This window comes from Marinobacter sp. CA1 (assembly GCF_020546665.1).
In the GTDB taxonomy this organism is placed as follows: Bacteria; Pseudomonadota; Gammaproteobacteria; order Pseudomonadales; family Oleiphilaceae; genus Marinobacter; species Marinobacter xestospongiae.
The window spans coordinates 426010-449930 of the sequence record NZ_CP071785.1; the positions used below are offsets into that span (position 1 = coordinate 426010).

A 23921-nucleotide genomic window follows, 5' to 3' on the forward strand; every position below is an offset into this window, starting at 1 on the left:
GTGCGGTCTGGGCGGCGTTGTCATTAATCTGTAACAATTTGGTTGCTACCCTCGTCGTGTCGGGGTCTGTGCTCCTCGCGGCAGAGGTGTATGATGGAAGAATTTCCTTTCCTAATAGACTCCTACAGGAGGTTGCAGTGAACTCTCCCACCCATCGTGCCTTCCCCGCCAGCCGTTTGCGTCGTAACCGGGTCGACGATTTTACCCGTCGGCTGGTGCGGGAGCATCGGCTCAGTGTTGATAACCTGATCTTTCCGGTGTTTGTGCTGGAAGGGGAAGGTCAGCGGGAGGCGGTGCCTTCCATGCCGGGCGTTGAGCGTCTGAGTATCGACTTGTTGGTGGAACAGGCGGCGGAGCTGGTGGAGCTGGGGATTCCGGCAGTCGCCCTGTTTCCGGTAGTGGCGCCGGAGGACCGCAGCCTGTCGGCCAGTGCGGCCTGGGACAGTCAGGGCCTCATTGCCCGCACCATCCGGGCGCTCAAGCAGGCGCATCCGGAGCTGGGGGTGATCACCGACGTGGCACTGGACCCTTACACCTCCCACGGCCAGGACGGCATCATCGACAATGATGGCTATGTCCTCAACGATGTCACCGTAGAGGCGCTGGTGAACCAGGCCCTGTGCCACGCCGATGCCGGTGCCGACATGGTGGCGCCGTCGGACATGATGGATGGCCGCATTGGTGCCATTCGCCAGGCGCTGGAGGAAAACGGCCATATCAACACCCGGATCATGGCCTATTCTGCCAAGTACGCATCCAGCTACTACGGTCCGTTCCGGGACGCGCTGGGCACGTCCTCCACCCTGGGCAAGAGCAGCAAGGAAACCTACCAGATGGACCCGGGCAACAGCGATGAAGCCCTGCACGAAGTCGCCATGGATCTGGCGGAAGGCGCGGACATGGTGATGGTGAAGCCGGGTATGCCGTACCTGGACATCGTTTACCGGGTCAAGCACGAACTGAAGGTGCCCACCTTTGTCTATCAGGTCAGTGGCGAGTACGCCATGCACATGGCGGCTGCGGAGAACGGCTGGCTGGACGGCGACAAGGTGATGATGGAAAGCCTGCTGGCCATGCGCCGGGCCGGTGCCGATGGCATCCTGACCTACTTCGCCGTACGAGCGGCGCGGATACTCCAACAACGCGGCTGAGCCCAGGCTGGCCGTGGCGAACTGCGAGGACGACACGACATGACGACGGATTCTGCAAATGCCCTGAAACCGGTGGCCGGCAAGGCCGAGGTGGATTCAGTGGAGGAAGTTGTGACCATTGATCCCACGGCCAGCGAGAACTACTTCAATCGCGAACTCAGCCACCTGCAGTTCAACTACCGGGTGTTGCAGCAGGCTCTGGACCCGACCCACCCGCTAATCAACCGGTTGATCTTCTGCTGCATTTTCAGCAGCAACATGGATGAGTTCTTTGAAATCCGGGTGGCCGGGCTGCGTCAGCAGATCAAGTACGGTCGTGAGAGTACGGGGCCGGATGGCATTCTGCCCAACCAGCTGCTGAATGAAATCAGCCAGGTGGCGCACCAGTACATCACCGAACAGTACGACATCATCAACAACGTGCTGATCCCGGAGATGGAGAAGGAGAACATTCACTTCGTCCGCCGCCGGGAGTGGACCCCCGCCCAGGTGGAGTGGGTGCAGCGCTATTTTGAGGAAGAGATCCTGCCGGTGGTGAACCCCATTGGTCTGGACCCGTCCCACCCATTCCCGCGACTGGTCAACAAGAGCCTCAACTTTATTGTCGAACTGGACGGCAAGGACGCCTTCGGCCGTGAAACCGGTATGGCAATCGTGCCGGCGCCGCGTTCACTGCCGCGGCTTGTGCGCTTGCCGGACGAGGTTTGCGACGGTGGCGACAACCTGGTGTTCCTGTCGTCGATGATTCACGCCCATGCCGATCAGCTGTTCCCGGGTATGGAGGTCAAGGGCTGCTACCAGTTCCGGCTGACCCGCAACGCCGACCTTGAGCTGGAAGACGACCTGGAAGACCTCGCGTCCGCCCTGCGGGGCGAGCTGCTGAGCCGCCGCTTTGGCGACGGCGTGCGGCTGGAGGTGGCGGATAACTGTCCTGAGGAACTGGTGCAGTTCCTGCTCCGGGAGTTTGGCCTCACCGAGCGTGATCTCTATAAGGTCCATGGCCCGGTTAACCTGACCCGGCTGATGGCGGTGGGTGGCCTGGTGGATCGGGACGACCTCACCTATCCCGGTTTTTCGCCCTCGGTGCCGAAGAAGATCCGCAACGCCGAGGCGATGTTTGACGCCATCCGTCAGAAGCCGCAACTGCTGCTGCATCCCTATGAGAGCTTTACGCCGGTGATCGACTTCCTGCGTCAGGCCGCCAAGGACCCGCAGGTGCTGGCCATTCGCCAGACCCTTTACCGCACCGGCGCCGACTCCGAGATTGTGGAAGCGTTGATGGACGCGGCCCGGCGCGGCAAGGAAGTAACCGCGGTGATTGAACTGCGGGCGCGGTTCGACGAGGCGGAGAACTTGGAGCTGGCCAGTCGTCTGCAGGAAGCCGGGGTGATCGTGGTGTACGGCGTGGTGGGCTTCAAGACCCACGCCAAGATGATCCTGATCGTGCGCCGCGAGGAAGGCCGGCTCAAGCGCTACGTCCATCTGGGAACGGGCAACTATCACGCCGGCAATGCCCGGCTGTACACCGATTACAGCCTGCTGTCCTGTGACGATGCCCTGGGGGACGACGTCAACAAGCTGTTCCAGCAGCTCACCGGCATGGGTAAGGCGCTGAAGATCAAGAAGCTGTTCCATGCGCCCTTTACCCTCCACAAGAAACTGATCGAACTGATCGACCGGGAGGCGGAGTACGGCGAGAACGGCCATATCATCTTCAAGATCAATGCGCTGACCGAGCCTGAGGTAATGCTGGCGCTGTTCCGTGCCTCCCAGGCCGGGGTAAGGGTGGACCTGATCATCCGTGGCATCTGCTGCTTGCGACCGGGGGTGCCGGGACTGTCGGAGAACATTCACGTGCGCTCCATCATCGGCCGTTTCCTGGAGCACACCCGGGTCTACAGCTTCGGCAACAATGGCAAGCCGGAGATCTACTGTTCCAGCGCTGACGGCATGGTCCGTAACCTGATCAACCGGGTGGAAGTGGCTTTCCCGGTGGATGACCGGGACCTGGCTGAGCGTTTGCGCAGTGACCTGGACGCCTACCTCCATGACAACTGCCAGAGCTGGGAGCTGCAGCCGGATGGCCAGTACATCCAGAACCACCCGGCGGAGGGCGAAGAACGCTTTGCCTCCCAGCTGGTGTTACTGGAGCGCCTGGCGGGCAAATGACCGCCGGTAAACAACCGCACATAGCGACGGAGTAGAGTTTGAAGCGATCATGGATGTTGGCGGCCGGGGCACTGGTACTGGCCCTGGCTGCCAGTGCGCCCTGGCTGGTTGGCAAGGCCACCGAAACCCAGTGGCAGCGGGCGACAGCGGAGCTGAACCGCAATCAGGCGCTGTTCCGGCTGGAAACCGGCCGCTACGACCGGCATTACCTCAGCGCCGATGTCAGTGGCCGGTTGGTGTTCACCAACCCCGAAACAGGGCAGGCGATCACCATTCCGTTCCAGGGTGAGGTCAGTCATGGCCTGCTGGGCAGTGAGCTGGATGTCACCACGTCAGAGCGTTTCCAGGTCCTGGGGCAGCCTCTGTTCGGCGAACGCCGGCCGCACCTGGTAATGGCATCGCGGTTGTGGGGCACGGTGACGCTGGAACTGAACGTACCGGCGGTCAGCGTCGAGAACACCGCCACCGGGGAGTCCTTTAACGCTGCCGAAGCCTATGGCTGGGCGCGGATCACCAATCAGGGCCGTGACGCCGAGATCGACCTGCGTTGGCCGGGAATGGCAGCCAGGGCTCCCGGAGTGCGACTGACGTTCGACGACCTGCGGCTCAGCCAGCAGCTGCAGCAGGTTCGCGGGCAGCTCTGGCAGGGCGGCGGTGAGTTGACGTTGGCGCAGGTGTCCCTGGCGGATACCGATCAGCCGGCGGTGACGCTGAAAGGGATTACGGTTCGGGGAAAAACCACCGCCACCGATGGCCAGCAGCGCTTTGACAGCGAGGCGGAGCTGGAAGTGGAGGAACTGGCCGTTGCTGACTCCAGCTATGGTCAACAGCGGATGAGCTTCGCCATTCAGGGCGCCCATCTGGACAGTTGGAATCGCCTCAGCGAGCTGTTCGCCGACCTGCAGAGTCTGGCGCGTCCTTCCGGGCAACCCACCCGGGCCCAGGTGGATCGACAGCTGGCGCTGATGGCGGAGCTGTCGGATACCCTGAAAGCCCTGGCAGGCCATGGTCTGACGGTGGCGGTACCGGAACTTTTATTGCAGACACCGGAAGGCGACATCACCGGGCGGGCATCGTTGCAGCATCCGTTGGTGCCGGAAGCTGAGCGGGCGAATCTGCGGGTGGTCATGGATGGTCTGGTCGGGGATCTGGAGCTGGCGGTGCCGGCGGCACTGGTGGACAAGAATCCGCAGCTGGCCCGGGACGTGCTCCGTCCGCTACAGTCCCAGGGACTGATTGTGAGGGATGACGATGTCTATCGCATCGAGGCCCGGCTCAAGGACCGGGTGATCGGCGTTAACGAGACCAGCATCCCGCTGCCGCCGTTGATCTGAAAGCCGGCGGCTGTCGGGCCCGGTACCAGAGAGTGGGCCGGGCCGACCGCCGCGTTGTGTTATTACCCGGTCAGTTGGTGGTATTTGTCCATCAGCTGCTCCCGGGTCTCCTCCCGTTCCGGATCGACCGGAATGCAGTCCACCGGACATACCGCCTGGCACTGGGGCTCATCGTAATGGCCGACGCACTCGGTGCACTTGTTGGGATCAATGATGTAGATCTCATCACCGGGCGAAATCGCCTCGTTCGGGCATTCGGGTTCACAGACGTCGCAGTTGATGCATTCGTCGGTAATCATCAAGGCCATCAGGCATCACCTCGGGAATCTCAAAGAACGCCGGTATTTTACCGGAAACCGGGGGCAAAGTGGTGGCTGTTGCCCCCGGAATGCTGATCAACAGAGCGACTATTGGCGACCGAACTTGCGGGCCAGCGCCGCGGCCACCGCCGGCGGCACGAATTCGGAAATATCACCGCCCAGGGATGCGATCTCCCGAATCAGCGTCGAGGAAATGTAGGACAGGTGGTTGGCCGGTGTCAGGAACACGCTTTCCACCTCCGGAGCCAGGCGCCGGTTCATGTCCGCCAGTTGGAATTCGTACTCGAAATCCGACACCGCGCGCAGGCCGCGAAGGATCACCGTGGCGTTCTGCTCTCGCACAAATTCCGCCAGCAGATTGCTGAAACCGGTCACCCGGACATTGTCCAGATGGGCGGTGCACTCCTCCACCAGTTCAACCCGCTCTTCCAGGGTTAGCAGCGGTTGTTTCTTGGGATTGTAGGCAACGGCGACCACCACCTGGTCAAACATCCGGCCGGCCCGCTCGATCAGATCGGTGTGGCCGTTGGTGATGGGGTCAAAGGTTCCTGGGTAGATGACGGTGGGCATGATTGGGCTCCTTGTGCTCTCCAGGCGCGTAGGATAGCAGCAACTGGGGCCGAAGTTCGCGTCGGTACGGTGACAGCGATGATCTGGTGCGCAATCCGGTTGGCAGGGGGGGTGGTATAGCTGGGTGGCCGGCCCGGCGGTCAGCGCGGGCCGGCAGTGGAGCTTAGCGGATAAACAGCTTGTACACCAGCTTGTGCATGGCGGTGCCATGGGGGGCATAGACATACTTGCCGCTGTTGAAGCGCTGCTTGGTGAAGATGGAGCGGGCGTGGGAGAAGGTCAGGAAGCCTTCCTTGCCGTGGTAATGGCCCATGCCAGAGTCACCAATGCCGCCAAAGGGCAGGTCGTCCTGGGCAACGTGCATCAGCGCGTCGTTGATGCACATGCCACCGGAGTGGGTGCTTTCGGTGACGTGCTGTTGCAGACCCTTGTCGTAGCCGAAATAGTACAGTGCCAGCGGACGTGGCCGCTCATTGATGTAGTGGATGGCGTCGTCGAGGCTGTCATAGCTCACCACTGGCAGGATCGGGCCGAAGATCTCGTCCTGCATCAGTTTCATGTCCGGGGTGGTGTTGAGCACCAGGGTCAGCGGAATCTTGCGGGTGCCGTCACTCAGGTTCTCCCCGGCTGGGTTGATCTCGATGATCTCGGCGCCCTTGTCCCGGGCGTCGTCCAGGTAGCCCCGCAGCCGGTCGTACTGGCGTTCGTTGATGATGGCGGTGTAGTCATCGTTGTCCCGCAGGCTTGGGTACATGGTGGAGAACTGGCTGCGGAATTCGTCGACGAAGCTCTGCAGGCGGTCGGCCGGGCACAGCACGTAATCCGGGGCGACGCAGGTCTGGCCAGCGTTGAAGGCCTTGCCGAAGGCAATCCGTTGCGCCGCATCGGCCATGGGAACATCAGCGGACACCAGTGCCGGGGATTTGCCGCCCAGCTCCAGGGTGACCGGGGTCAGGTTCTCGGCGGCGGCCCGCATGACGATCCGGCCGACGGAGGTGGAACCGGTAAACAGCAGGTGGTCAAACGCACGGCCGGAGAAATCCGCGGCGACATCGGCCTCACCGAGAATGACGGACACCAGATCTTCCGGGAAGGTGGCGCTGAGGATATCGTGGACCAGCGCGGAGGTGTGCGGGGTGAACTCGGACATCTTGATCATCGCCCGGTTACCGGCGGCCAGGGCGGCGACCAGTGGCCCGATGGCGAGGAACAGTGGGTAGTTCCACGGCACGATGATGCCGACGACGCCCTTGGGTTGGTAAAACACCTGGTTGCTGGCGGGCTGGAACAGCACCGACACGTGACGTTTGGATGGCTTCATCCAGCCTTCCAGGTGTTTCATGGCGTAGTTGATGCCCTGCACCGACGGCATGATTTCGGCAATCCGGGTCTCATCGCGGGAGCGGCAGCTGAAATCCTGGTCGATGGCCTCGAGCAGTCGTTCCTGGTTGCTGAGCAGGGCGCGTTTGAGGCGCTTGAGGTTTTCCAGTCGTTCCGTGGCCGAGGGCATCGGGTTTTTGCGGAAGGCCGCGCGCTGGGCGTTGAAAACCTGGCCGATGTGTTGAATCTGCTTCTTGCTTTCGGTCAACTCGATGACGGTTGCACCCATGATTCTCTCCTCGTCTCCCCGGACCGTGTCAGCACGGGCGGATGGCGTTTTATCGTGGCCGGGAGGCTGGCCGGTCGTGCGCTGTGTCAGGCCGGTTCCCGGGTGTGTCTGTGCAGGTCTGTGTTTGTTCAGGACTGCATTTCTGTTCAGGGCTGCCGTTCAGGGTTTTGCGGCTGTACAGAAACTGTTCGATTTGATCTTTGGTGTATTATTAGAGTATATACTCTAGTCAGTCAAGGGAAGGGGTGGCCGATCGGGCCATGCCGGAATTGCCACCCACGATGCGTTGCCGGACAGCGCTGAGTGCAAGCAGTGAGTCTATGAAAACAAGAGATAAAATCATCCTTGCCAGTCTGGATCTGTTTAACGAGCGGGGCGAGCGCAACGTCACCACCAACCACATTGCCGCCCACCTGGCGATCTCGCCGGGCAACCTCTATTACCACTTCCGTAACAAGTCCGACATCATCTACGAGATCTTCCTGGAGTATGAAAAGCTGGTGGATTATTACCTCCAGGTGCCGGAGGGGCGCTCACTGACGCTGGAAGACAAGATGTTCTACCTGGAGTCGGTGTTTGACGGGCTCTGGAGTTATCGTTTCTTTCACCGCGATCTGGAGTTTCTGCTCGACAGTGACGAGCGCCTGCGGGAGGACTATCGCCGTTTCACCAACCGCTGCCTGGACGCCATCAACCGGATTTTCGCCGGGCTGTCCGATGGTCAAGTGCTGCAGCCGCAGACCGAGGAGATGCGCGCCGCGCTGGCGCTGAACGTGTGGTTGGTGATCACCAACTGGATGGCGTTCCTGAAGACCGCCCACGGCACCGAGCTGTCCTGCAGTCTCAACAAGACCAAGCTCAAGCAGGGTATCTTCCAGGTGCTGACGCTGGAGCTGCCCTACGTCACCGAGCCTCACCATGAGGCGGTGCTGGCGTTGCGGGAGCGGTACCGGCCGGATTTGCCGGAGGCTGATTAGTTTCCCGGAACTTTTGGATCTGTCGCCGGGTCGTACATACACGCCCAAGGATTCGGACTTCCGGGGCGTCTCCTGAGCGTTCGCTCGGGTTTTAGCACGTCGATAACCCTGACGTTTGGCCGGGTCCCGATGCGGGACGCCGGCTTTTTTAGGGGTGGACGCCGGCCGCCTGGCGGATCATTTCACCGGGGTGGGGGCTCAAACCATTGGCTGAGAATGTCGCGGGTTTCATCGAGACCGCGCTTGGTGGTGGCGGAAAACATCACCAGATTTTCCACAAACTGCTGCTGTTTCAGTTCCTTGGCGATGGTCAGCATGGTGGTCTTGGCCTGCCCGAACTTCAGTTTGTCCGCCTTGGTGACCAGGATGGTCAGTGGCACCTGGTTGTGCTCGCACCAATCCACCATCATCCGGTCGAACTCGGTGAGTGGGTGGCGGATGTCCATCACCAGTACCAGTCCCCGCAGGCAGCGGCGATCGTTGAGGTAATGACCCAGGTGTTCCTGCCAGTCTTCCTTCATGTTGCGGGAGACCTTGGCGTAGCCGTAGCCGGGCAGGTCCACCAGGCGGCAGTGTTCTCGATTGAGGCTGAAGAAGTTGATCAGCCGGGTGCGTCCCGGTGTCTTACTGGTGCGGGCCAGCTTACCATGGCCGGTGATGCAGTTGATGGCGCTGGACTTGCCAGCGTTGGAGCGACCGGCAAACGCGATTTCGACACCGTCGTCGGGCGGACATTCGTCCAGCCGCGAGGCGCTGATCAGGAAGCGGGCGCTGTTAAAGGATACGGGTTTGGACTGCTGTTCGGCCGACACGAATTTAGGCTTTCCTATTGGATTTCAGTTATCAGGGATTAATGTATAATGCTACACCAATTTCAGGCGGCACGCCGAGCGTAGCTGCTGACAGCCCCGGAGAACCGAGGCTGCGTGAAACTGTCTTAGGTCAAGGCCCAGCCTCGCGTTTTCTGGCAAAAAGGCCCTTCGCAGACGGCCCGTCAACCTCTTGCCTGCGGTTTGGGGTTCTTTCCGGTGGCGGCCACGTTGCCGGTAAGAGGTGTTCGGCGAGCCGGGTTCACGCAGCACCTCCTTGGCCCAGGCCCGCCGGCTGTATGACGAATAATCGGTTTTAAGATGAGAGAGAAGCGGAGCGAGCATGAAAAAACTGATCGCAGGAGTAGTTCTCGGCGTTAGCCTCAGTGCCGTGGCTTACGGGGCGGGAGATCCTGAAGCTGGTAAAGAGCTGGTGTCGGGTATGGCGTGTCAGAGCTGCCACGGCCAGGGCGGTGCCCAGCCACTCATGGGCAACTACCCGAAACTGGCCGGCATGGGCGAGGTCTACCTTACCCGCCAGCTCAAGCATATCCAGGATGGCACCCGGAACATTCCGGAGATGGCTGGCCAGCTGAATGGTCTGTCTGACCAGAATCTGCAGGACCTGGCAGCCTATTTTGACCAACAGCCCGTGGGCCTGAACCAGGCCGACCCGGCGCTGGTGGAGCGCGGTTCTGCGATCTACCGCGGTGGTAACATGGCCTCTGGCGTTCCCGCCTGTGCCGGCTGTCACAACCCTCAGGGCAAGGGTAACGAGCCGGCCGGCTATCCCCGTCTGAGTGGCCAGAACGCCGAGTACGTGGCCAAGCAGCTGCGGGCCTTCCGCGATGGTGAGCGTGCTGCCACCGCCAACGCCCAGATCATGGCTGATGTGGCGTCTCGCCTGACGGATGCCGAGATCGAAGCAGTTGCCAACTACGTATCTGGCCTGCACTAAGGCCGGTAGACGTTGTTGCAGAAAACCCGCCGTGTGCGGGTTTTTTTGTGGCCGAACTGGCTGGATTAACATGGCGTAACCTGCCAGGCGTGGATAAATGTGGCTGTTTATCGATAATTTGGGGCATCGTCGGAGCCCGGATGAACAGGGCGTAAGCTGCCTGGCCAGAACTATTTGGCTGGTGCATGGTCACAGCGCGGGCATGACGACGAATCGGGCCCGTCGGGCCAATCCCTTGCAATGTGGAGAAAATCGATGACCAAACTACTGAACGTGGCGCTGAGCCTGATGTTGGCGCTCACGGCTTTTTCAGCCCAGGCCGCCGACGGTTCCTGGGAAGAAGGGCGCCACTATGAGCGCCTGAGCAATCCGGTGCGCACCAGTAACCCCGATGTGATCGAGGTGGCTGAAGTATTCTGGTATGGCTGTGGCCACTGTTACCGCTTCAAGCCGCTGGTTGAGGCGTGGGCGGACAAGCAGGCTGAAAACGTCAGTTTTGAGATGGTACCGGCTGCGCTGGGGCGTTCCTGGACCCCTCATGCCATGGCGTTCTATGCCCTCAAGGCCATCGATCAGCTCAATGACACCACCAACGATGCGCTGTTCAAGGCGCTGGCGGTGGAGCGTCGGGCGCTCAACGATGCCGATGCCCTGGGTGAGTTCCTGTCGGACTATGGTGTCGACAAGGCTGAGTTCGTAGCCGCCTACGAGAGTTTCGGGGTCAGTGCCCAGTTCCAGCAGGCCCAGTCACAGATCCGTGGTGCCCGCATCACCGGAACTCCGACTATGCTGGTAAATGGCAAGTACACGGTCACCGGCACTGGGGCGGGTAGCCATGAAGCCATGCTGGAAGTGGTAGACTACCTGGTGGCGAAGGAGCGCGACGCGCGCTGATTCGCTGCGCCGCCGGACCTGAACGGGTCCGGCGGTGTGTGTCAGGGAGACGAAAGGCCTGGAGGTAGTGAGGCGAGCCGTCCATGTACAAGCGAATCCGTAAGCAGCTCAATGGCATGCTTGGCACCGAGTCTCAACCTCGGGGTGCCTGCTCGGGCGAGGTCCATGTCCCGGACTTCGAGCCCCATCGACATATCCGCCTGTTGACCTTCAACATCCAGGTCGGCATCAGTACCTCCTCCTACCACCATTACCTTACCCGCAGCTGGCAGCACTTCCTGCCCCATCGTCGTCGTATCGAAAACCTGGACCGGATCGCCGGGCTGTTGCGTGGCTACGATGTGGTGGCGCTACAGGAGTGTGACGGCGGCAGCCTGCGTAGTGGCTACATCAACCAGGTTCAGTACCTGGCGGAGGCGGCGGGTATTCCCTACTGGTACCAGCAGCTCAACCGTAACCTGGGTCAGCTGGCCCAGCATTCCAACGGTCTGTTGAGCCGATTCCGGCCCCTGGATGTCTGTGAGCACCGGCTGCCGGGGCTGATTCCGGGTCGCGGTGCGATCATCGCCCGTTACGGTGCCGAGGACGATCCGCTGGTGCTGGTGATGATGCATCTGTCCCTGAACAAAACCGCGCAGCAGAAGCAGTTGGGGTATATCCATGAGCTGATCAGTCAGTACCAGCATGTGGTGCTGATGGGGGATATGAACAACCACGCCGAAGAGTTGTTGAGCGGTACACCGCTGAAGGAGGCGAACCTGGTGCCGCTGCCGGAGACGGCCCACAGCTTTCCCAGCTGGCGGCCGGAGCGGGCGCTGGACCATATTCTGGTGAGCCCCAGCCTGGAAATACGGCGTTCCGAGGTGGTCAGCTACCCAATGTCGGATCACCTGCCAATTGCGATGGATATCGCCTTGCCGAAGGGGTATCTGGAGACTTTCTGAGTCGATTGGTGGCCACAAAAAACCCGGCGGTTGCCGGGTTTTTTGTGGCCGGAGATCAAATTACTTGATCTTGGCTTCTTTGTACGCCACGTGCTTGCGAACCACCGGATCGTACTTTTTGATCTCGATCTTTTCCGGGGTGTTACGCTTGTTCTTCACCGTAGTGTAGAAGTGGCCTGTGCCTGCTGAGGATACCAGCTTGATCTTTTCGCGCATGATGCGGCTCCTTAAACTTTCTCGCCGCGGGCGCGAAGATCGGCCAGCACAGCGTCAATGCCTTTTTTATCGATGATGCGCATGCCCTTGGTGGATACGCGCAGCTTCACGAAACGTTTCTCGGACTCGACCCAGAAGCGATGGTTCTGCAGGTTCGGCAGAAAACGACGCTTGGTGTGGTTCATTGCGTGAGAAACATTGTTACCGGTGACCGGTCGCTTACCGGTAACCTGACAAACTCTGGACATACTTGCCTCCGACCTGAGCGTTGGTCTACTTAAAGAACGAATTCGTTAAATTGCGTCTCTGGTTGCTACTCGCGCCTCTGCTATTGCGCCCCTGAGTGCACGCTGCCCGCCAGACGCCGCCAGAAAGGGACGCTTTTATACCAGAACTGCCCAGGCAAAGCAAAAAATTGTTGGGAATTTGGCCAGGCCATCGGCTAAGCCCCCGTTTTCACAACAGACCCCGTTCTGCCAGGGAAACCACCTCACCGTGCCCCACCACCATATGGTCCAGCACCCGAATGTCCACCAGCCCCAGGGCTTCCCGCAGCCGTTTGGTGAGGGCGACATCCGCCTGGCTGGGCTCGGCGACGCCGGACGGGTGGTTGTGGGCGAAGATCACCGCGGCGGCGTTATCCTCGAGAGCCTGACGCACCACTTCCCGGGGATAGACCGCGGCGCCGTCAATGGTGCCGCGGAACAGCTCGCGATACTGGATCACCCGGTGGCGGTTGTCCAGGAACAGGCCGGCAAACACCTCGTGGGGATAGGTGCCCAGGCGACTGCACAGATAGCGCCGGGTGTCCTCCGGAGAGCGCAGCGGGTCGCCCTGGCGCAGAGGTTCGTCCATCACTCGCCGGGCCATCTCCATGGCGGCCTGAATCTGGGCGTACTTGGCGCTGCCCAGGCCGCGGACGTCGCAGAACTGGCGCTGGCTGGCGGTCATCAGGCCCCGCAGACTGGTGAAGCGCTCGATCAGTTGCTGCGCCAGCGCCATCACCGGTGTGCCGCTGGTGCCGGTGCGCAGGAAGATGGCCAGCAGTTCGGCGTCGGAGAGGCTGCCGGCGCCATGGGCCAGCAGGCGTTCCCTGGGGCGTTGGTCCCGGGGCCAGGAAGATTGTGACATGGTGAATCCTTTCCCTTGATGTCGATAACGGCTCGTCCTGAGCCGGGTTTACGGTGTCCGTGACGATGAGACTACCACAGTTGGCGGGCTGTCGATGGGCGGCCAGCGGTGCTATCTTATACGCCCCTGGGTTTGCTAACAGGGTGCCTTGATTTTCAAGGCTTTTGGCGAGATCAAACGGGAGAGGACATGGTGCAGAAACGCATCCTGCTGGGAGTAACCGGCGGTATCGCGGCCTACAAGAGTGCCGAGCTGGTTCGCCTGCTGCGCAAGGCCGGGCACGAGGTGCGGGTGGTGATGACCGGCGGTGCCGAGGCCTTTGTGACGCCGCTGACCTTCCAGGCCCTCAGTGGCGAGCCGGTGCGGACCTCATTGCTGGACCCGGAAGCGGAGGCCGGCATGGGGCACATCGAGCTGGCCAAGTGGGCCGAGCTGGTGCTGGTGGCTCCGGCGTCGGCGGACTTCCTTGCCCGCTTCGCCCAGGGCATGGCGGATGACCTGCTCACCACCGTGTGCAGTGCCACCGAGGCGCCCATTGTGCTGGCGCCGGCGATGAATCAGGCGATGTGGCGCAATGCCCGCACCCAGCGCAACGTCGCCCTGCTGGCGGACGACCCCCAGGTGTCGCTGTGGGGACCGGACCAGGGCGAGCAGGCCTGTGGCGACACCGGCCCCGGCCGGATGCTCGAACCCCAGGCCCTGCTGGCCAGGCTGCAGGTGCCGGTTGACGGTGTGCTGGCAGGGCTGCGACTGGTGATTACCGCCGGTCCCACCCGTGAGCCGATCGACCCGGTGCGCTACATCAGCAATCACAGCTCCGGCAAAATGGGGTACGCCCTGGCGGCGGCGGCCCGGGCTGCGGGTGCCGAGGTCACGCTGGTGAGCGGGCCGGTGGCCCTGGCGGCGCCGGACGGGGTTGCGGTGGTGCCGGTGGTGACAGCGGCCGATATGCTGGCGGGCGCCAGTGAGGCGGTCGATGCCGGTTGCGACATTTTCATCGCCACGGCGGCGGTGGCGGATTACCGCCCAGACCAGTGTGCGGATCAGAAGATCAAGAAATCCGAGCGCGCCATGTCATTGGCTCTGGTGCGCAATCCCGATACGCTTGCGACAATATCTTGTCGCGAGAGCGCCCCATTTACCGTCGGATTTGCGGCGGAGACCACAGACGTGGCCCGCTACGCCCGCGATAAAATGCAACGCAAAAACCTCAACATGATCGTTGCCAACGATGTGTCCCGCCCCGGGCTGGGATTCAACAGCGACGACAACGCCGTGACGGTGTTCTGGGCCGACGGCGAGCAGCCCTTCGAGGCCCAGGGCAAGGCCGAACTGGCGACCAAACTGGTGGCGTTGATCGCCGACCGCTACCGTGACCGGGCCAGTGCCGGCTGATGCCGTTTACTGCGGCGCGGAACGCAAACGTTTATTAAGGAATCTGGATGACCAAACAATCTTTACAGGTGCGGGTGCTGGACCCCCGCATCGGCGATACCATCCCGCTGCCGGAATACGCCACCGATGGCTCCGCCGGGCTCGATCTGCGGGCCTGCCTGGATCAGCCGCTGACCCTGGAACCCGGTCAGACCGAGCTGCTGAAAACCGGTCTGGCGATCCACATCGGTGATCCTTCGCTGGCGGCGATGATTCTGCCCCGCAGCGGGCTGGGTCACAAGCATGGCATTGTGCTGGGCAACCTGGTGGGACTGATCGATTCCGACTATCAGGGCGAGCTGATGGTGTCCTGCTGGAACCGGGGCAACACCACGTTCACCATCGAGGCCGGGGAGCGCATTGCCCAGCTGGTGCTGGTACCGGTGGTGCAGGCGGAATTTGAGCTGGTGGACAGCTTCGAGAGCAGCGATCGTGGTGCCGGTGGCTTCGGCTCCACCGGTAAGCACTGAGGGATTCGCTCTCCCTCGGGTAGGGTGACTATACTTTTCCACTAAACATTTGTTGCTCTAAATCATATTCCTACGAATCATCGTGTCGTCACCGATACGCAACTGGCATGCAGGGTTGGCTATGAAACTGGGGAAGAAAAAGCCGTCGGACGACGACGTGCCGGCAAAGCCGAAAGACAAAAAGGACGCTTCTGCCAAGCAGAAGAGAAAAGCCGACAAAGGTAAAGGGGAGCCTTCCCTGAAGCGACTCGGCAGTGTCGCCGGAATGCAGGCTGCGGTGGTGGTGATTGCCGCCGCGGTCGCCGCAGCCCTGCTCTACCTGCTGGTTTTTCAGCCGGCGGAGACTCGTCGCCAGCAGGCGGTGGCGGAGCGTCTGGCAGACCAGGCCGAAGTCCGGTTTGAGCAACGGGTGGCGGGTCTTCAGGCCCTGGTCGGTGGGATGTCAGAGCTGGATCAGGTCCGTGATGCCTTGGGCAACCAGGCGGCCACCCAGCAAATCAGTGCCGATCTGCAACGGCTGATGCCGGGGATTCAGGAGGTCCACCTGTTCCCCTATGGCCGGGTGCCCCGCTCGGCGGTGGGGTCGGTGCGGCTTGGCTTTGCCAGCCTGGACCTGGCGCGCCGTGCCGAGTCCGGCCGGGCGCTGAGTCCGGATGCGTTTCCCCGGGATGGCAACTGGTTTGTGCAGATCGCCGCGCCGGTGCGGAACCCCACCAGTCAGGCGGTGGAAGGCAGTCTGCTGGTGGTGATGGACGCGGATATCCTGGCGCCGGCACTGACCAGTGCTAGTGCAGAGCAGAGTGCCCGGGTGGCCCTGGTGCAGACGGTATCCGGCAATACCAATACCGTGGTGGCCCAGGGCTCCGGCCAGGGTGCCGTGGTGGAACGCAGTCTCGACATCCCCAACTGGACCCTGCAGGTGACTCCGGGTATGAGCCTGGCGCCAGTGCTCAATCCGATGCTGGCGCTGGCGATGGTGGTGGCGCCGCTGCTGGTGGCCGCGGTGATCGTCTGGCTGTTACTGGGCCAGGCCCAGAAGTCCCTGCGTCAGGAGTCCACGGCGCTGATCCAGTGGGCTCAGAAGACCTTCAGTGGCGAGCGCCAGAAATTGCCCGCCATGTCCTGGGAGACCCTGGCGACCATGGCGGATGTGCTCCAGCGCCTGTCCCAGGCGATTGAGAAGCGGCTGCTCAAGGCTGCTGAAGCCGCACGAGCCAGGCCCGCTGCGCGGGCTGCTGCCCCTGCCTCCGAGTCGGCCGCAGGCGCCAAGGCGGCGCCAGCAGCCGAAGAACCGCTGTTCCAGGACAAGGATATGCTGGACATCGACATGCTGGACGGCGACGACGACCTGTTGGGCCTGGGTGACAGCCTGGACAGTGCGGCGGATGAGCTCGGAATCGAGGAACAGCCGGCGGCCCAGGTGTTGGTTGATCCGGGCATCTTCCGCGCCTACGACATCCGCGGCATTGTCGGTGAGACGCTGACGCCGGCGGTGGTGGAAACCATCGGCCGGGCCATTGGCAGCGAGGCACGCCAGCGTGGCCTCGATACCCTCTGTGTCGGCTACGATGGCCGTCACTCCAGTCCAGAGCTGGCCGTGGCGCTGGGCAATGGCCTGATGGCAACCGGCTGCAATGTGATCGACATCGGCGCGGTACCCACGCCGGTGCTGTACTTCGCCACCCATCAGCTGGAAACCGGTTCCGGGGTGATGGTGACCGGCAGCCACAACCCGGCCAACTACAACGGCCTGAAGATGATGCTCGGTGGTGAGACCCTGTCCGGCGATGCCATCCAGGGGCTGCTGCAACGCATCCAGACCGGCGATTTCGCCACGGGGCAGGGCCAGAGCCGTCAGGAAGATGTCCGTCGTCCCTACCTGGATCGGATTCTTGGCGACATCGCCGTGGCGGCACCGCTCAAGGTGGTGCTGGATGCCGGCAACGGCATTGCCGGCGAACTGGCACCGATCCTGGTGGAAGAACTGGGCTGTGAAGTCATTCCGATGTACTGCGAAGTCGATGGCAGTTTCCCCAACCACCATCCGGACCCGGGCAAGCCGGAGAATCTCAGTGACCTGATCGAGCGAGTTAAAAGCGAAGGCGCAGACCTCGGTCTGGCGTTTGACGGCGACGGCGACCGTCTGGGTGTGGTGACCAACAGCGGCAAGATCGTCTGGCCAGATCGGCTGATGATGCTGTTTGCCCGCGACGTGGTCTCCCGCAACCCGGGCTCGGATGTGCTCTACGACGTCAAATGCAGTCGCCGCCTGGCCAGCGTGATCAACGAGGCCGGTGGCCGGCCGATCATGTGGAAAACCGGCCATTCACTGATGAAGGCGAAGATGAAGGAAACCGGCGCTCTGCTGGCAGGGGAAATGAGTGGTCATGTCTTCTTCCAGGAACGCTGGTACGGCTTTGACGATGGCCTCTATTCCGCCGCCCGCCTGCTGGAAATCCTCGGGGTGGAAGATCGCCAGAGCGATGAGGTGTTTGCCGACTTCCCCGAGGACGTCAGCACCCCGGAGCTCAACGTGGCGGTGACCGAAGACAGCAAGTTCTCGCTGGTGGAGAAACTCAGCAGCGAAGGTGACTTCGGCGATGGCAGCATCAGCACCATTGACGGTGTGCGGGTGGACTACCCGGACGGCTGGGGCCTGTGTCGCGCCTCCAACACTACACCGGTACTGGTGCTGCGCTTCGAGGCGGAGTCCGGCGACGCCCTGGAACGCATCAAGACCGTGTTTCGGGAACAGCTCCAGAAAGTCTCCCCGGACCTGGTGGCGGAATTCTGAATCGCTCCCTACCAAGGGCCTGGCAGGCAACGGCCGCCGGCCCTCCCCAACAACACTTCGATGAGTAAGGCAGAGAATGGCACTGGATCGTGAAACGGCAATGCAGGTGGCTGCGGTATTGAGCAAAGGCCTGCCCTACATCCAACGGTTTACCGGTAAGACGGTGGTCATCAAGTACGGCGGTAACGCCATGGAGAATGAGGACCTGCAGCGCAGCTTTGCCCGTGACATGGTGCTTATGAAACTGGTGGGTATCAATCCCATCGTGGTTCACGGTGGTGGTCCACAGATCGGTGAGCTGCTGGAGCGCCTGAACATCAAGTCTCACTTCATTAACGGCATGCGGGTGACCGACAGCGAAACCATGGACGTGGTGGAAATGGTGCTCGGTGGCCAGGTCAACAAGCAGATAGTGTCACTGATCAACCAGCAGGGCGGCACGGCGGTGGGGCTGACCGGCAAGGACGGCAACCTGATCCGCGCCCGCAAGCTGGAAGTGAAAAACCACGCGGACGAACTGGCCCGCCCAGAGATCATCGATATTGGTCACGTTGGCGAGGTGCAGGAGGTCAACGTCGAGATGATCGACATGCTGACCCGCAGCAATGTGATTCCGGTGATCGCCCCCATTGGGGTCGGCGAAGACGGCGCGTCCTACAACATCAACGCCGATCTGGTGGCGGGGAAGGTGGCCGAGGCGCTGAAAGCCGAGAAGCTGATCCTGCTCACCAACGTCTCCGGGCTCAAGAGCAAGGACGGAGAGGTGTTGACCGGGCTCACCGCCCAGGAAGTGAACGACCTGATTGAGGACGGCACCATCCACGGCGGCATGCTGCCGAAGATCCGCTGCGCCCTGAACGCGGTGGAGAGTGGGGTACGGACCTCCCACATCATCGATGGCCGGGTGGCCCACGCCACCCTGCTGGAAATCTTTACCGACGAAGGTGTCGGCACCCTGATTTCCCGGCACTGATCGCAGTGTCGTTGGCAGACCGGGACAGGATGTAGGGAGGCCAGAGTGAAGAAACTGTTGATGACGCTGGTTCTGATGGCCCTGGTGGCATTCGGGGCCTACAAGGCGGCGGTGTGGTGGCTGACGGAGCAGGACCTGAAGCAGGCCCGCGCCGAGCTGGAATCGTTTGGCGTGCTGGAGTGGGGCAGTATCCATTCCAGCGTGGCTGGTCAGCTGACCCTGCGGGGTAACGGCTACCAGTCCTTCCACCTGACCCAGCCACTGGAGATTGGCGAGGCCTCGCTGGATGCCTCGTCACCGTGGGCGCTGTTGCAACTGCTGGCCGACCCGGCCCGTTTGCCGTCGCACTGGGAGTTTCAGGCCCGGGACGTTGGTCTGGCGCTGGACGCCGCGATGTTCCGCAGCTGGGTCAGCGCTGGTGATAACGGTGGCAACGATTCCTTCGCACCGGTATGCGGGCCGGACCATCGTCAGCGCCTGGGCAGTGGCGATCTGGTGCGCATCGGCATCACCGAGGTGAGTGGTGAAGCGCTGTTGCGACAAAGCCCTGACCGCCTGCACGCCGAGCTGGTGACCGATGGCACCGGCAGTATCGAGATCGACTGGCCCGGCGCCCGGTTCCGGTTGCTGGAGCCGCAGTCGCTGTGGCAGGACGCCCCCGGTCCGTTGACCCTGACGCTGCGGGATGGCGGCACCATGCGGAAAATCGCTGCCTACTGCGCCCGGGAGTCCGGGCTGGCGGTTGACGAGTGGACCGCCTCGGCGCTGGCGGCGCTGAAGGCCCGTTTCCGGCAGGCCGGGCTGGCGCCCAGTCGCCAGTTGCAGGCGCTCTATCGACGCTGGCTGGCCGACGGCGGCGAGCTGGTGGTGGTGCTGGACCCGCGCCAGGGTCATTGGGGACTGCCGGTCCGCGCGGCCAATACGGACTCTGGAGCTGACGGCACGACTAACGACGGTGCCGAACTGGCGGCACGGTACAACGGCGCCGAGGTTCCCGGGCTGTTCCTGAACCGGGTGGCTGCCGCCGTTTCCGAGCTGCCCACCGAGGCCCTCGAACCGGTGGTGCCCCGGGACCGCAGTCTGACCCAGCCGGGTTGGCGAACGGTGACGGTGGAGAGCGCCTCGCAATGGCTTGGCCACCGGGTTCGGGTTACTCTGAACAATGGCCGAACCGTCCAGGGCCGTCTGGATCGGGCCGATGACCGGGAGCTGGAAGTAGCGCGGGCGGTGGACGGCGGCGAAGTGGCCTACCCGATGATGGTTCGCGCCGTGGCCACCCTGGAAGTGTGGCGGCGAGGTGGTCAGCCGTCATCCCGATAAAGTAACGGCGACCGGGCCGTGGTGATGGCGCCGTGGTGATACGGTGGTCATGCGGTGGTGATGGACAGTGGTGATGGACAGCGGCGATGGGAGAACGGTGATGACCCAGGCAAACCCGGTGGCAACCCCGCCGGACATCCAGACCATGCTGGCCCGGCTGATTGCGCTGCCGTCGGTCAGCAGCGCTTCCCCGGAATGGGACCAGAGCAACGCTGCGGTGATCAACCTGCTGGAGGAGTGGCTCCAGCCCCTGGGCTTTCGCACCGAGGTGTTGCCGGTTCCCGGCCGGGATGGCAAGTTCAACCTGGTGGCTACCCTGGGGAGCGGTCCCGGTGGTCTGGTGCTCTCCGGCCACACCGACACCGTGCCTTACGACCCCAGCCGCTGGCAGAGCGACCCCTTCACCCTGACGGAGCGGGATGATCGCTGGTACGGCCTGGGCACCTGCGACATGAAGGGCTTCTTCGCCCTGGCCATCGAGGCAGCCCGGGAGCTGGCGGGGAAAAAGCTGAAGCAGCCGCTGATCCTGCTGGCGACCGCCGACGAGGAAAGCTCCATGGACGGCGCCCGGGCACTGGCTGAAGCCGGTTACCCCAAGGCCCGTTACGCGGTGATCGGCGAACCCACCAATCTGCGTCCCATCCGTATGCACAAGGGCATCATGATGGAGCGGTTGGCGTTCGAGGGCCAGTCTGGCCATTCCTCCAATCCGGCGTTGGGTCGCAATGCCCTGGAGGGCATGCACCAGGCCATGAGTGAGCTGCTGGCGCTGCGGGCAGACTGGCAGGCCCGTTACCGCAACCCGGCGTTCGAGGTGGCGGTGCCGACCCTCAACCTCGGTTGCATTCACGGTGGCGACAACCCCAATCGCATCTGTCGTCGCTGCGAGCTGCATTTCGATCTTCGGCCGTTGCCGGGCATGGCGATGACCGAGTTGCGCGAGGCCATACTGGAGCGGCTCCAGCCGCTGGCCCGGGCGCGTCAACTGGACCTCACCTTCGAGCCGCTGTTTGATGGCGTACCGCCGTTTGAGACCGCCGCCGACGCCGAGCTGGTCAAGGCCTGTGAGGCGCTGACCGGTCATCGCGCGGAAGCGGTCGCCTTCGCCACCGAGGCGCCCTGGCTGCAGAAACTGGGCATGGAGACCCTGGTGCTGGGGCCTGGCTCGATCGACCAGGCCCACCAGCCGGACGAGTTCCTGGCGCTGTCCCAGGTGGCCCCCACGGTGACCCTGCTGCGTCAGTTGATCCAACGTTTTTGCCTGGAGTAACTCCTTGAAATCGAATGACTGGCTGCACGGGTTCCGTCACTCGTCGCCGTACATCAATACCCATCGTGGCCGTACTGTGGTGCTCTCCATCAGCGGTGATGCCATTGCCCACGACAATCTGATCAACATCATTCATGACCTGACGCTGCTCAGCAGTCTGGGCATCCGTCTGGTGATCACCTTCGGCGCCCGCAGCCAGATCCAGCGACGGCTGGATCAAGCCGGCGAGTCGTCCCGTTTCCATCGTGGTTTGCGTATTACCGGCGAAGGCCAGCTTCCGCTGGTGCTGGAGGCCATCGGCGGCCTGCGGAGCCACCTGGAGAGCCAGCTGTCCATGGGGCTGGTGAACTCCCCCATGCACAACGCCCGCATCCGGGTCAGCAGCGGCAACTTTGTGACGGCGCGCCCGGTCGGGGTGCTGGATGGGGTCGATTTCGGCTACACCGGCAAGGTTCGGCGGGTTGACGTCGAAGGCATCGAACGGCTGCTGGAGTTGGGTCACATCGTGTTGGTACCGCCCCAGGGCTATTCGGCCACCGGCGACGTCTTCAACCTCTCCTACGAGGACGTGGGCAGTCAGGTGGCGGCCGCCCTGCAGGCGGAGAAACTGATCATCTTCACTCGCCACCAGGGTGTGCTCGACGAGGAAGGTGCTCTGGTGCGGGAGCTGTCCGCCCGCCAGGCGTCTGACCGGCTGGCCGCCGGGCGCCTGACCGGGGACGATGCCGACCTGCTGCGGGCTGCCTGCGATGCCTGTGTCAAAGGCGTCAAACGGGCCCATATCATCAGCTACGCCGCCGACGGTGCGTTGCTGGAAGAACTGTTCACCCGCGACGGCTCCGGCACTCTGGTCAGTGGCGACACCTACGAGCAGATTCGCGCCGCCGGGGTGGAAGACATCGGCGGCATCATGGAGCTGATCCGGCCGCTGGAAGAGCAGGGGGTGCTGGTACGCCGTTCCCGGGAGATGCTGGAAACTGAGATCGACCGTTTTGTGGTGGCGGAGCGGGATGGTACCGTGGTTGGCTGTGCGGCCCTCTACCACTTTCCCGACGAACGCGCGGGTGAGTTGTCGTGTTTCGCCGTGGATGCGGCCTACCGCCGCGCCGGTCGTGGTGATGACATTCTCGCCACGGTGGAGCAGATGGCCCGACGCCAGGGTATCCAGCGGCTGTTTGTGCTGACCACCCAGACCGAGCACTGGTTTCGCGAGCGTGGCTTCCAGCCCTCCACGGTGCAGGCACTGCCTGGCCCGAAGCTGGCTACCTACAACGCCCAGCGCAACTCCAAGGTGTTCGTCAAACCGCTCTGAGGGCCTGAGGTGATCCGCCGTTAATCGGAGTCCCCATGATCCGGATCGGGTTGGCCGGCAGCGGCGGCAGCCAGCGTGTGCAGCCGGCGTTGCCGTTGCGCTGGGGGTTGTGCGGCGAGCGTTTTGACAGCGTCATAGAAGTCGGCAAAATGATGGTCATGCTCGCGCAGCAGTTGGCGAAAGGCCGGCAGGTATTGGTTGTACTGACGAAACAGCGCCAGGTGGGCGTTGTTGAATGCCGGCGGCGATAGCCCGAACGGACCCGGCGCATGCCATTCCCGGGTTTTGGCCAGATAGGCCTGACGCAATTCGGAGAGGATGCGGGCCTTGTGTTGCCGCAGCTGCTCGGGCGGTAGTGGGTCTTCACTGTGGTACAGCGCCTGCAACTGCTCGCTGGCGGCGGCGACCAGGGCGAGGGTCTGGTCCCGCCGCTCCAGGCGCGCCAGGGTGGCCTGGAATCGCGCCTGTTCACCTTGCCGGCTGAGCCACAGTTCCAGGCCGGCCAGTTCCACCGCGGTGGCGAAGCTTTCGTTGAAGGCGGTATCGCCGGCGACGTACACCACCCGGTGGGCGAGTTCGTGGAACAGCAGGGCGGCCATGCGCTCACTGGGCAGGCGGGTGAATCCACTGTGCAGGGGATCGTCAAACCAGCCCAGGGTGGAATAGGCGGTGACGCCGCTGACCAGGGTGTCAAAGCCCTGGTCCCGGAAAGTCTGGGCCTCGGCCCTGGCCATCTGTGGATCGAAATAGCCGCGGTAGGCCTGGCAGCCCACCACCGGGTAACACCACTGGTGGGGCTGCAGGGAAAACTCGGGCACTGCCACCACATTGACCACCACGTAGGGGCGGTCGAGGGCGACGAAGTCGCGGTAGGCGTCGCCCACCGGCAGTGCCAGCTGGTCGCGGGCAAAGCGTCGGGCCGTCTGGGCCTGCTCCAGGCGCTGACGCAACGCAGGATCGATGTCCGGGTCGGCAATTACCTCGCTCACCGGACGCGCGGACCACATCAGATCAAGCTGACCTGCGACGGCCTGCTGGTAGTAGCGCAGCGACGAGCAGCCGCCAAGCAGGCCGGAGATCAGCAATGCCAGCACCAGCAGGCAACCGCGTCGGGACCATACGGCGAGAGCGTCTGCATGTACTGGAAGGCTACGCAAAATCACGGGTTTTTTCTCCTACCTTGGTAGCCGCTATACTACAGCCAACGTAATCCGGGTGGCAGTTGCCACGCCGGGTCAGAACAAGGAAGCGGGAGGGCACCGCCAC

General features: G+C 62.7%; 22 protein-coding genes. 14 read left to right on the forward strand and 8 right to left on the reverse strand.

The window, feature by feature from the left end; genetic code table 11:
• Positions 1-137 precede the first annotated feature (137 nt).
• The 3 genes from hemB to J2887_RS01990 are packed head-to-tail and all read left to right on the forward strand — an operon-like array spanning position 138 to position 4654.
• Positions 138-1151, forward strand: a complete 1014-nt coding sequence (gene hemB, locus J2887_RS01980; RefSeq protein ID WP_227173786.1) for a porphobilinogen synthase — start codon at positions 138-140, stop codon at positions 1149-1151.
• Positions 1152-1190: 39 nt separating this feature from the next.
• Positions 1191-3320 (forward strand): polyphosphate kinase 1, encoded by a 2130-nt coding sequence (ppk1, locus tag J2887_RS01985; RefSeq protein WP_227173787.1) that lies wholly within the window; start codon positions 1191-1193, stop codon positions 3318-3320.
• A gap of 38 nt (positions 3321-3358) precedes the next feature.
• Positions 3359-4654, forward strand: coding sequence for a DUF945 family protein (locus J2887_RS01990; RefSeq protein WP_227173788.1), 1296 nt, complete (start codon positions 3359-3361; stop codon positions 4652-4654).
• A gap of 62 nt (positions 4655-4716) precedes the next feature.
• Here J2887_RS01990 and J2887_RS01995 read toward each other — a convergent pair whose 3' ends face one another.
• The 3 genes from J2887_RS01995 to J2887_RS02005 form a co-directional block, all read right to left on the reverse strand.
• Positions 4717-4962: a YfhL family 4Fe-4S dicluster ferredoxin gene (locus J2887_RS01995; protein ID WP_227173789.1), complete on the reverse strand. Its 246-nt coding sequence runs from the start codon at positions 4960-4962 to the stop codon at positions 4717-4719.
• Positions 4963-5061: 99 nt separating this feature from the next.
• Positions 5062-5544, reverse strand: coding sequence for a pantetheine-phosphate adenylyltransferase (gene coaD / locus J2887_RS02000; RefSeq protein WP_227173790.1), 483 nt, complete (start codon positions 5542-5544; stop codon positions 5062-5064).
• A 163-nt stretch (positions 5545-5707) separates the two neighbouring features.
• Positions 5708-7153: a coniferyl aldehyde dehydrogenase gene (locus tag J2887_RS02005; RefSeq protein WP_227173791.1), complete on the reverse strand. Its 1446-nt coding sequence runs from the start codon at positions 7151-7153 to the stop codon at positions 5708-5710.
• Between the two features lie 320 nt (positions 7154-7473).
• On the opposite strand from J2887_RS02005, the gene J2887_RS02010 reads away from it, so the two are divergent.
• The gene (locus tag J2887_RS02010) at positions 7474-8130 is read left to right on the forward strand and encodes a TetR/AcrR family transcriptional regulator (RefSeq protein WP_227173792.1); all 657 of its coding nucleotides are present in this window, start codon (positions 7474-7476) and stop codon (positions 8128-8130) included.
• A 182-nt stretch (positions 8131-8312) separates the two neighbouring features.
• Here the strand turns inward: J2887_RS02010 and yihA are convergent, their stop codons facing one another.
• Positions 8313-8942: a ribosome biogenesis GTP-binding protein YihA/YsxC gene (gene yihA, locus J2887_RS02015; protein WP_227173793.1), complete on the reverse strand. Its 630-nt coding sequence runs from the start codon at positions 8940-8942 to the stop codon at positions 8313-8315.
• A 340-nt stretch (positions 8943-9282) separates the two neighbouring features.
• Between yihA and J2887_RS02020 the strand changes: the two genes are divergently transcribed.
• The 3 genes from J2887_RS02020 to J2887_RS02030 all read left to right on the forward strand — a co-directional run bounded on the left by J2887_RS02020 (position 9283) and on the right by J2887_RS02030 (position 11735).
• Positions 9283-9897, forward strand: coding sequence for a c-type cytochrome (locus tag J2887_RS02020; RefSeq protein ID WP_227173794.1), 615 nt, complete (start codon positions 9283-9285; stop codon positions 9895-9897).
• Between the two features lie 255 nt (positions 9898-10152).
• The gene (locus tag J2887_RS02025) at positions 10153-10791 is read left to right on the forward strand and encodes a thiol:disulfide interchange protein DsbA/DsbL (RefSeq protein ID WP_227173795.1); all 639 of its coding nucleotides are present in this window, start codon (positions 10153-10155) and stop codon (positions 10789-10791) included.
• Between the two features lie 83 nt (positions 10792-10874).
• A complete protein-coding gene (locus J2887_RS02030; protein ID WP_227173796.1) occupies positions 10875-11735 on the forward strand; it encodes an endonuclease/exonuclease/phosphatase family protein in 861 nt (286 codons plus the stop codon).
• Between the two features lie 60 nt (positions 11736-11795).
• Here the strand turns inward: J2887_RS02030 and rpmG are convergent, their stop codons facing one another.
• The 3 genes from rpmG to radC form a co-directional block, all read right to left on the reverse strand.
• A complete protein-coding gene (gene rpmG, locus J2887_RS02035; RefSeq protein ID WP_227173797.1) occupies positions 11796-11951 on the reverse strand; it encodes a 50S ribosomal protein L33 in 156 nt (51 codons plus the stop codon).
• Positions 11952-11962: 11 nt separating this feature from the next.
• Complete coding sequence (gene rpmB / locus J2887_RS02040) at positions 11963-12199, reverse strand: 50S ribosomal protein L28 (protein ID WP_092020087.1); 237 nt, start codon at positions 12197-12199, stop codon at positions 11963-11965.
• A gap of 208 nt (positions 12200-12407) precedes the next feature.
• Positions 12408-13082: a RadC family protein gene (radC, locus tag J2887_RS02045; RefSeq protein WP_227173798.1), complete on the reverse strand. Its 675-nt coding sequence runs from the start codon at positions 13080-13082 to the stop codon at positions 12408-12410.
• 189 nt (positions 13083-13271) lie between these two features.
• Between radC and coaBC the strand changes: the two genes are divergently transcribed.
• From coaBC to argA, 7 genes are all read left to right on the forward strand, one after another.
• The gene (gene coaBC, locus J2887_RS02050; RefSeq protein WP_227173799.1) at positions 13272-14477 is read left to right on the forward strand and encodes a bifunctional phosphopantothenoylcysteine decarboxylase/phosphopantothenate--cysteine ligase CoaBC; all 1206 of its coding nucleotides are present in this window, start codon (positions 13272-13274) and stop codon (positions 14475-14477) included.
• A gap of 47 nt (positions 14478-14524) precedes the next feature.
• Positions 14525-14986, forward strand: a complete 462-nt coding sequence (gene dut / locus J2887_RS02055) for a dUTP diphosphatase (RefSeq protein WP_227173800.1) — start codon at positions 14525-14527, stop codon at positions 14984-14986.
• A 121-nt stretch (positions 14987-15107) separates the two neighbouring features.
• Positions 15108-17780, forward strand: a complete 2673-nt coding sequence (locus J2887_RS21735; RefSeq protein WP_324197239.1) for a phosphomannomutase/phosphoglucomutase — start codon at positions 15108-15110, stop codon at positions 17778-17780.
• Between the two features lie 76 nt (positions 17781-17856).
• Positions 17857-18753, forward strand: coding sequence for an acetylglutamate kinase (gene argB, locus J2887_RS02065; protein WP_227173801.1), 897 nt, complete (start codon positions 17857-17859; stop codon positions 18751-18753).
• Positions 18754-18798: 45 nt separating this feature from the next.
• Positions 18799-20073 (forward strand): acetylornithine deacetylase, encoded by a 1275-nt coding sequence (locus tag J2887_RS02070; RefSeq protein ID WP_227173802.1) that lies wholly within the window; start codon positions 18799-18801, stop codon positions 20071-20073.
• Between the two features lie 100 nt (positions 20074-20173).
• On the forward strand, positions 20174-21343 hold the full coding sequence (argE, locus tag J2887_RS02075; protein WP_227173803.1) for an acetylornithine deacetylase: 1170 nt from the start codon (positions 20174-20176) through the stop codon (positions 21341-21343).
• 4 nt (positions 21344-21347) lie between these two features.
• Positions 21348-22655, forward strand: a complete 1308-nt coding sequence (gene argA, locus J2887_RS02080) for an amino-acid N-acetyltransferase (RefSeq protein WP_227173804.1) — start codon at positions 21348-21350, stop codon at positions 22653-22655.
• Positions 22656-22675: 20 nt separating this feature from the next.
• Here the strand turns inward: argA and J2887_RS02085 are convergent, their stop codons facing one another.
• On the reverse strand, positions 22676-23818 hold the full coding sequence (locus J2887_RS02085; protein WP_324197240.1) for an aminopeptidase: 1143 nt from the start codon (positions 23816-23818) through the stop codon (positions 22676-22678).
• Between the last annotated feature and the right edge of the window lie 103 nt (positions 23819-23921).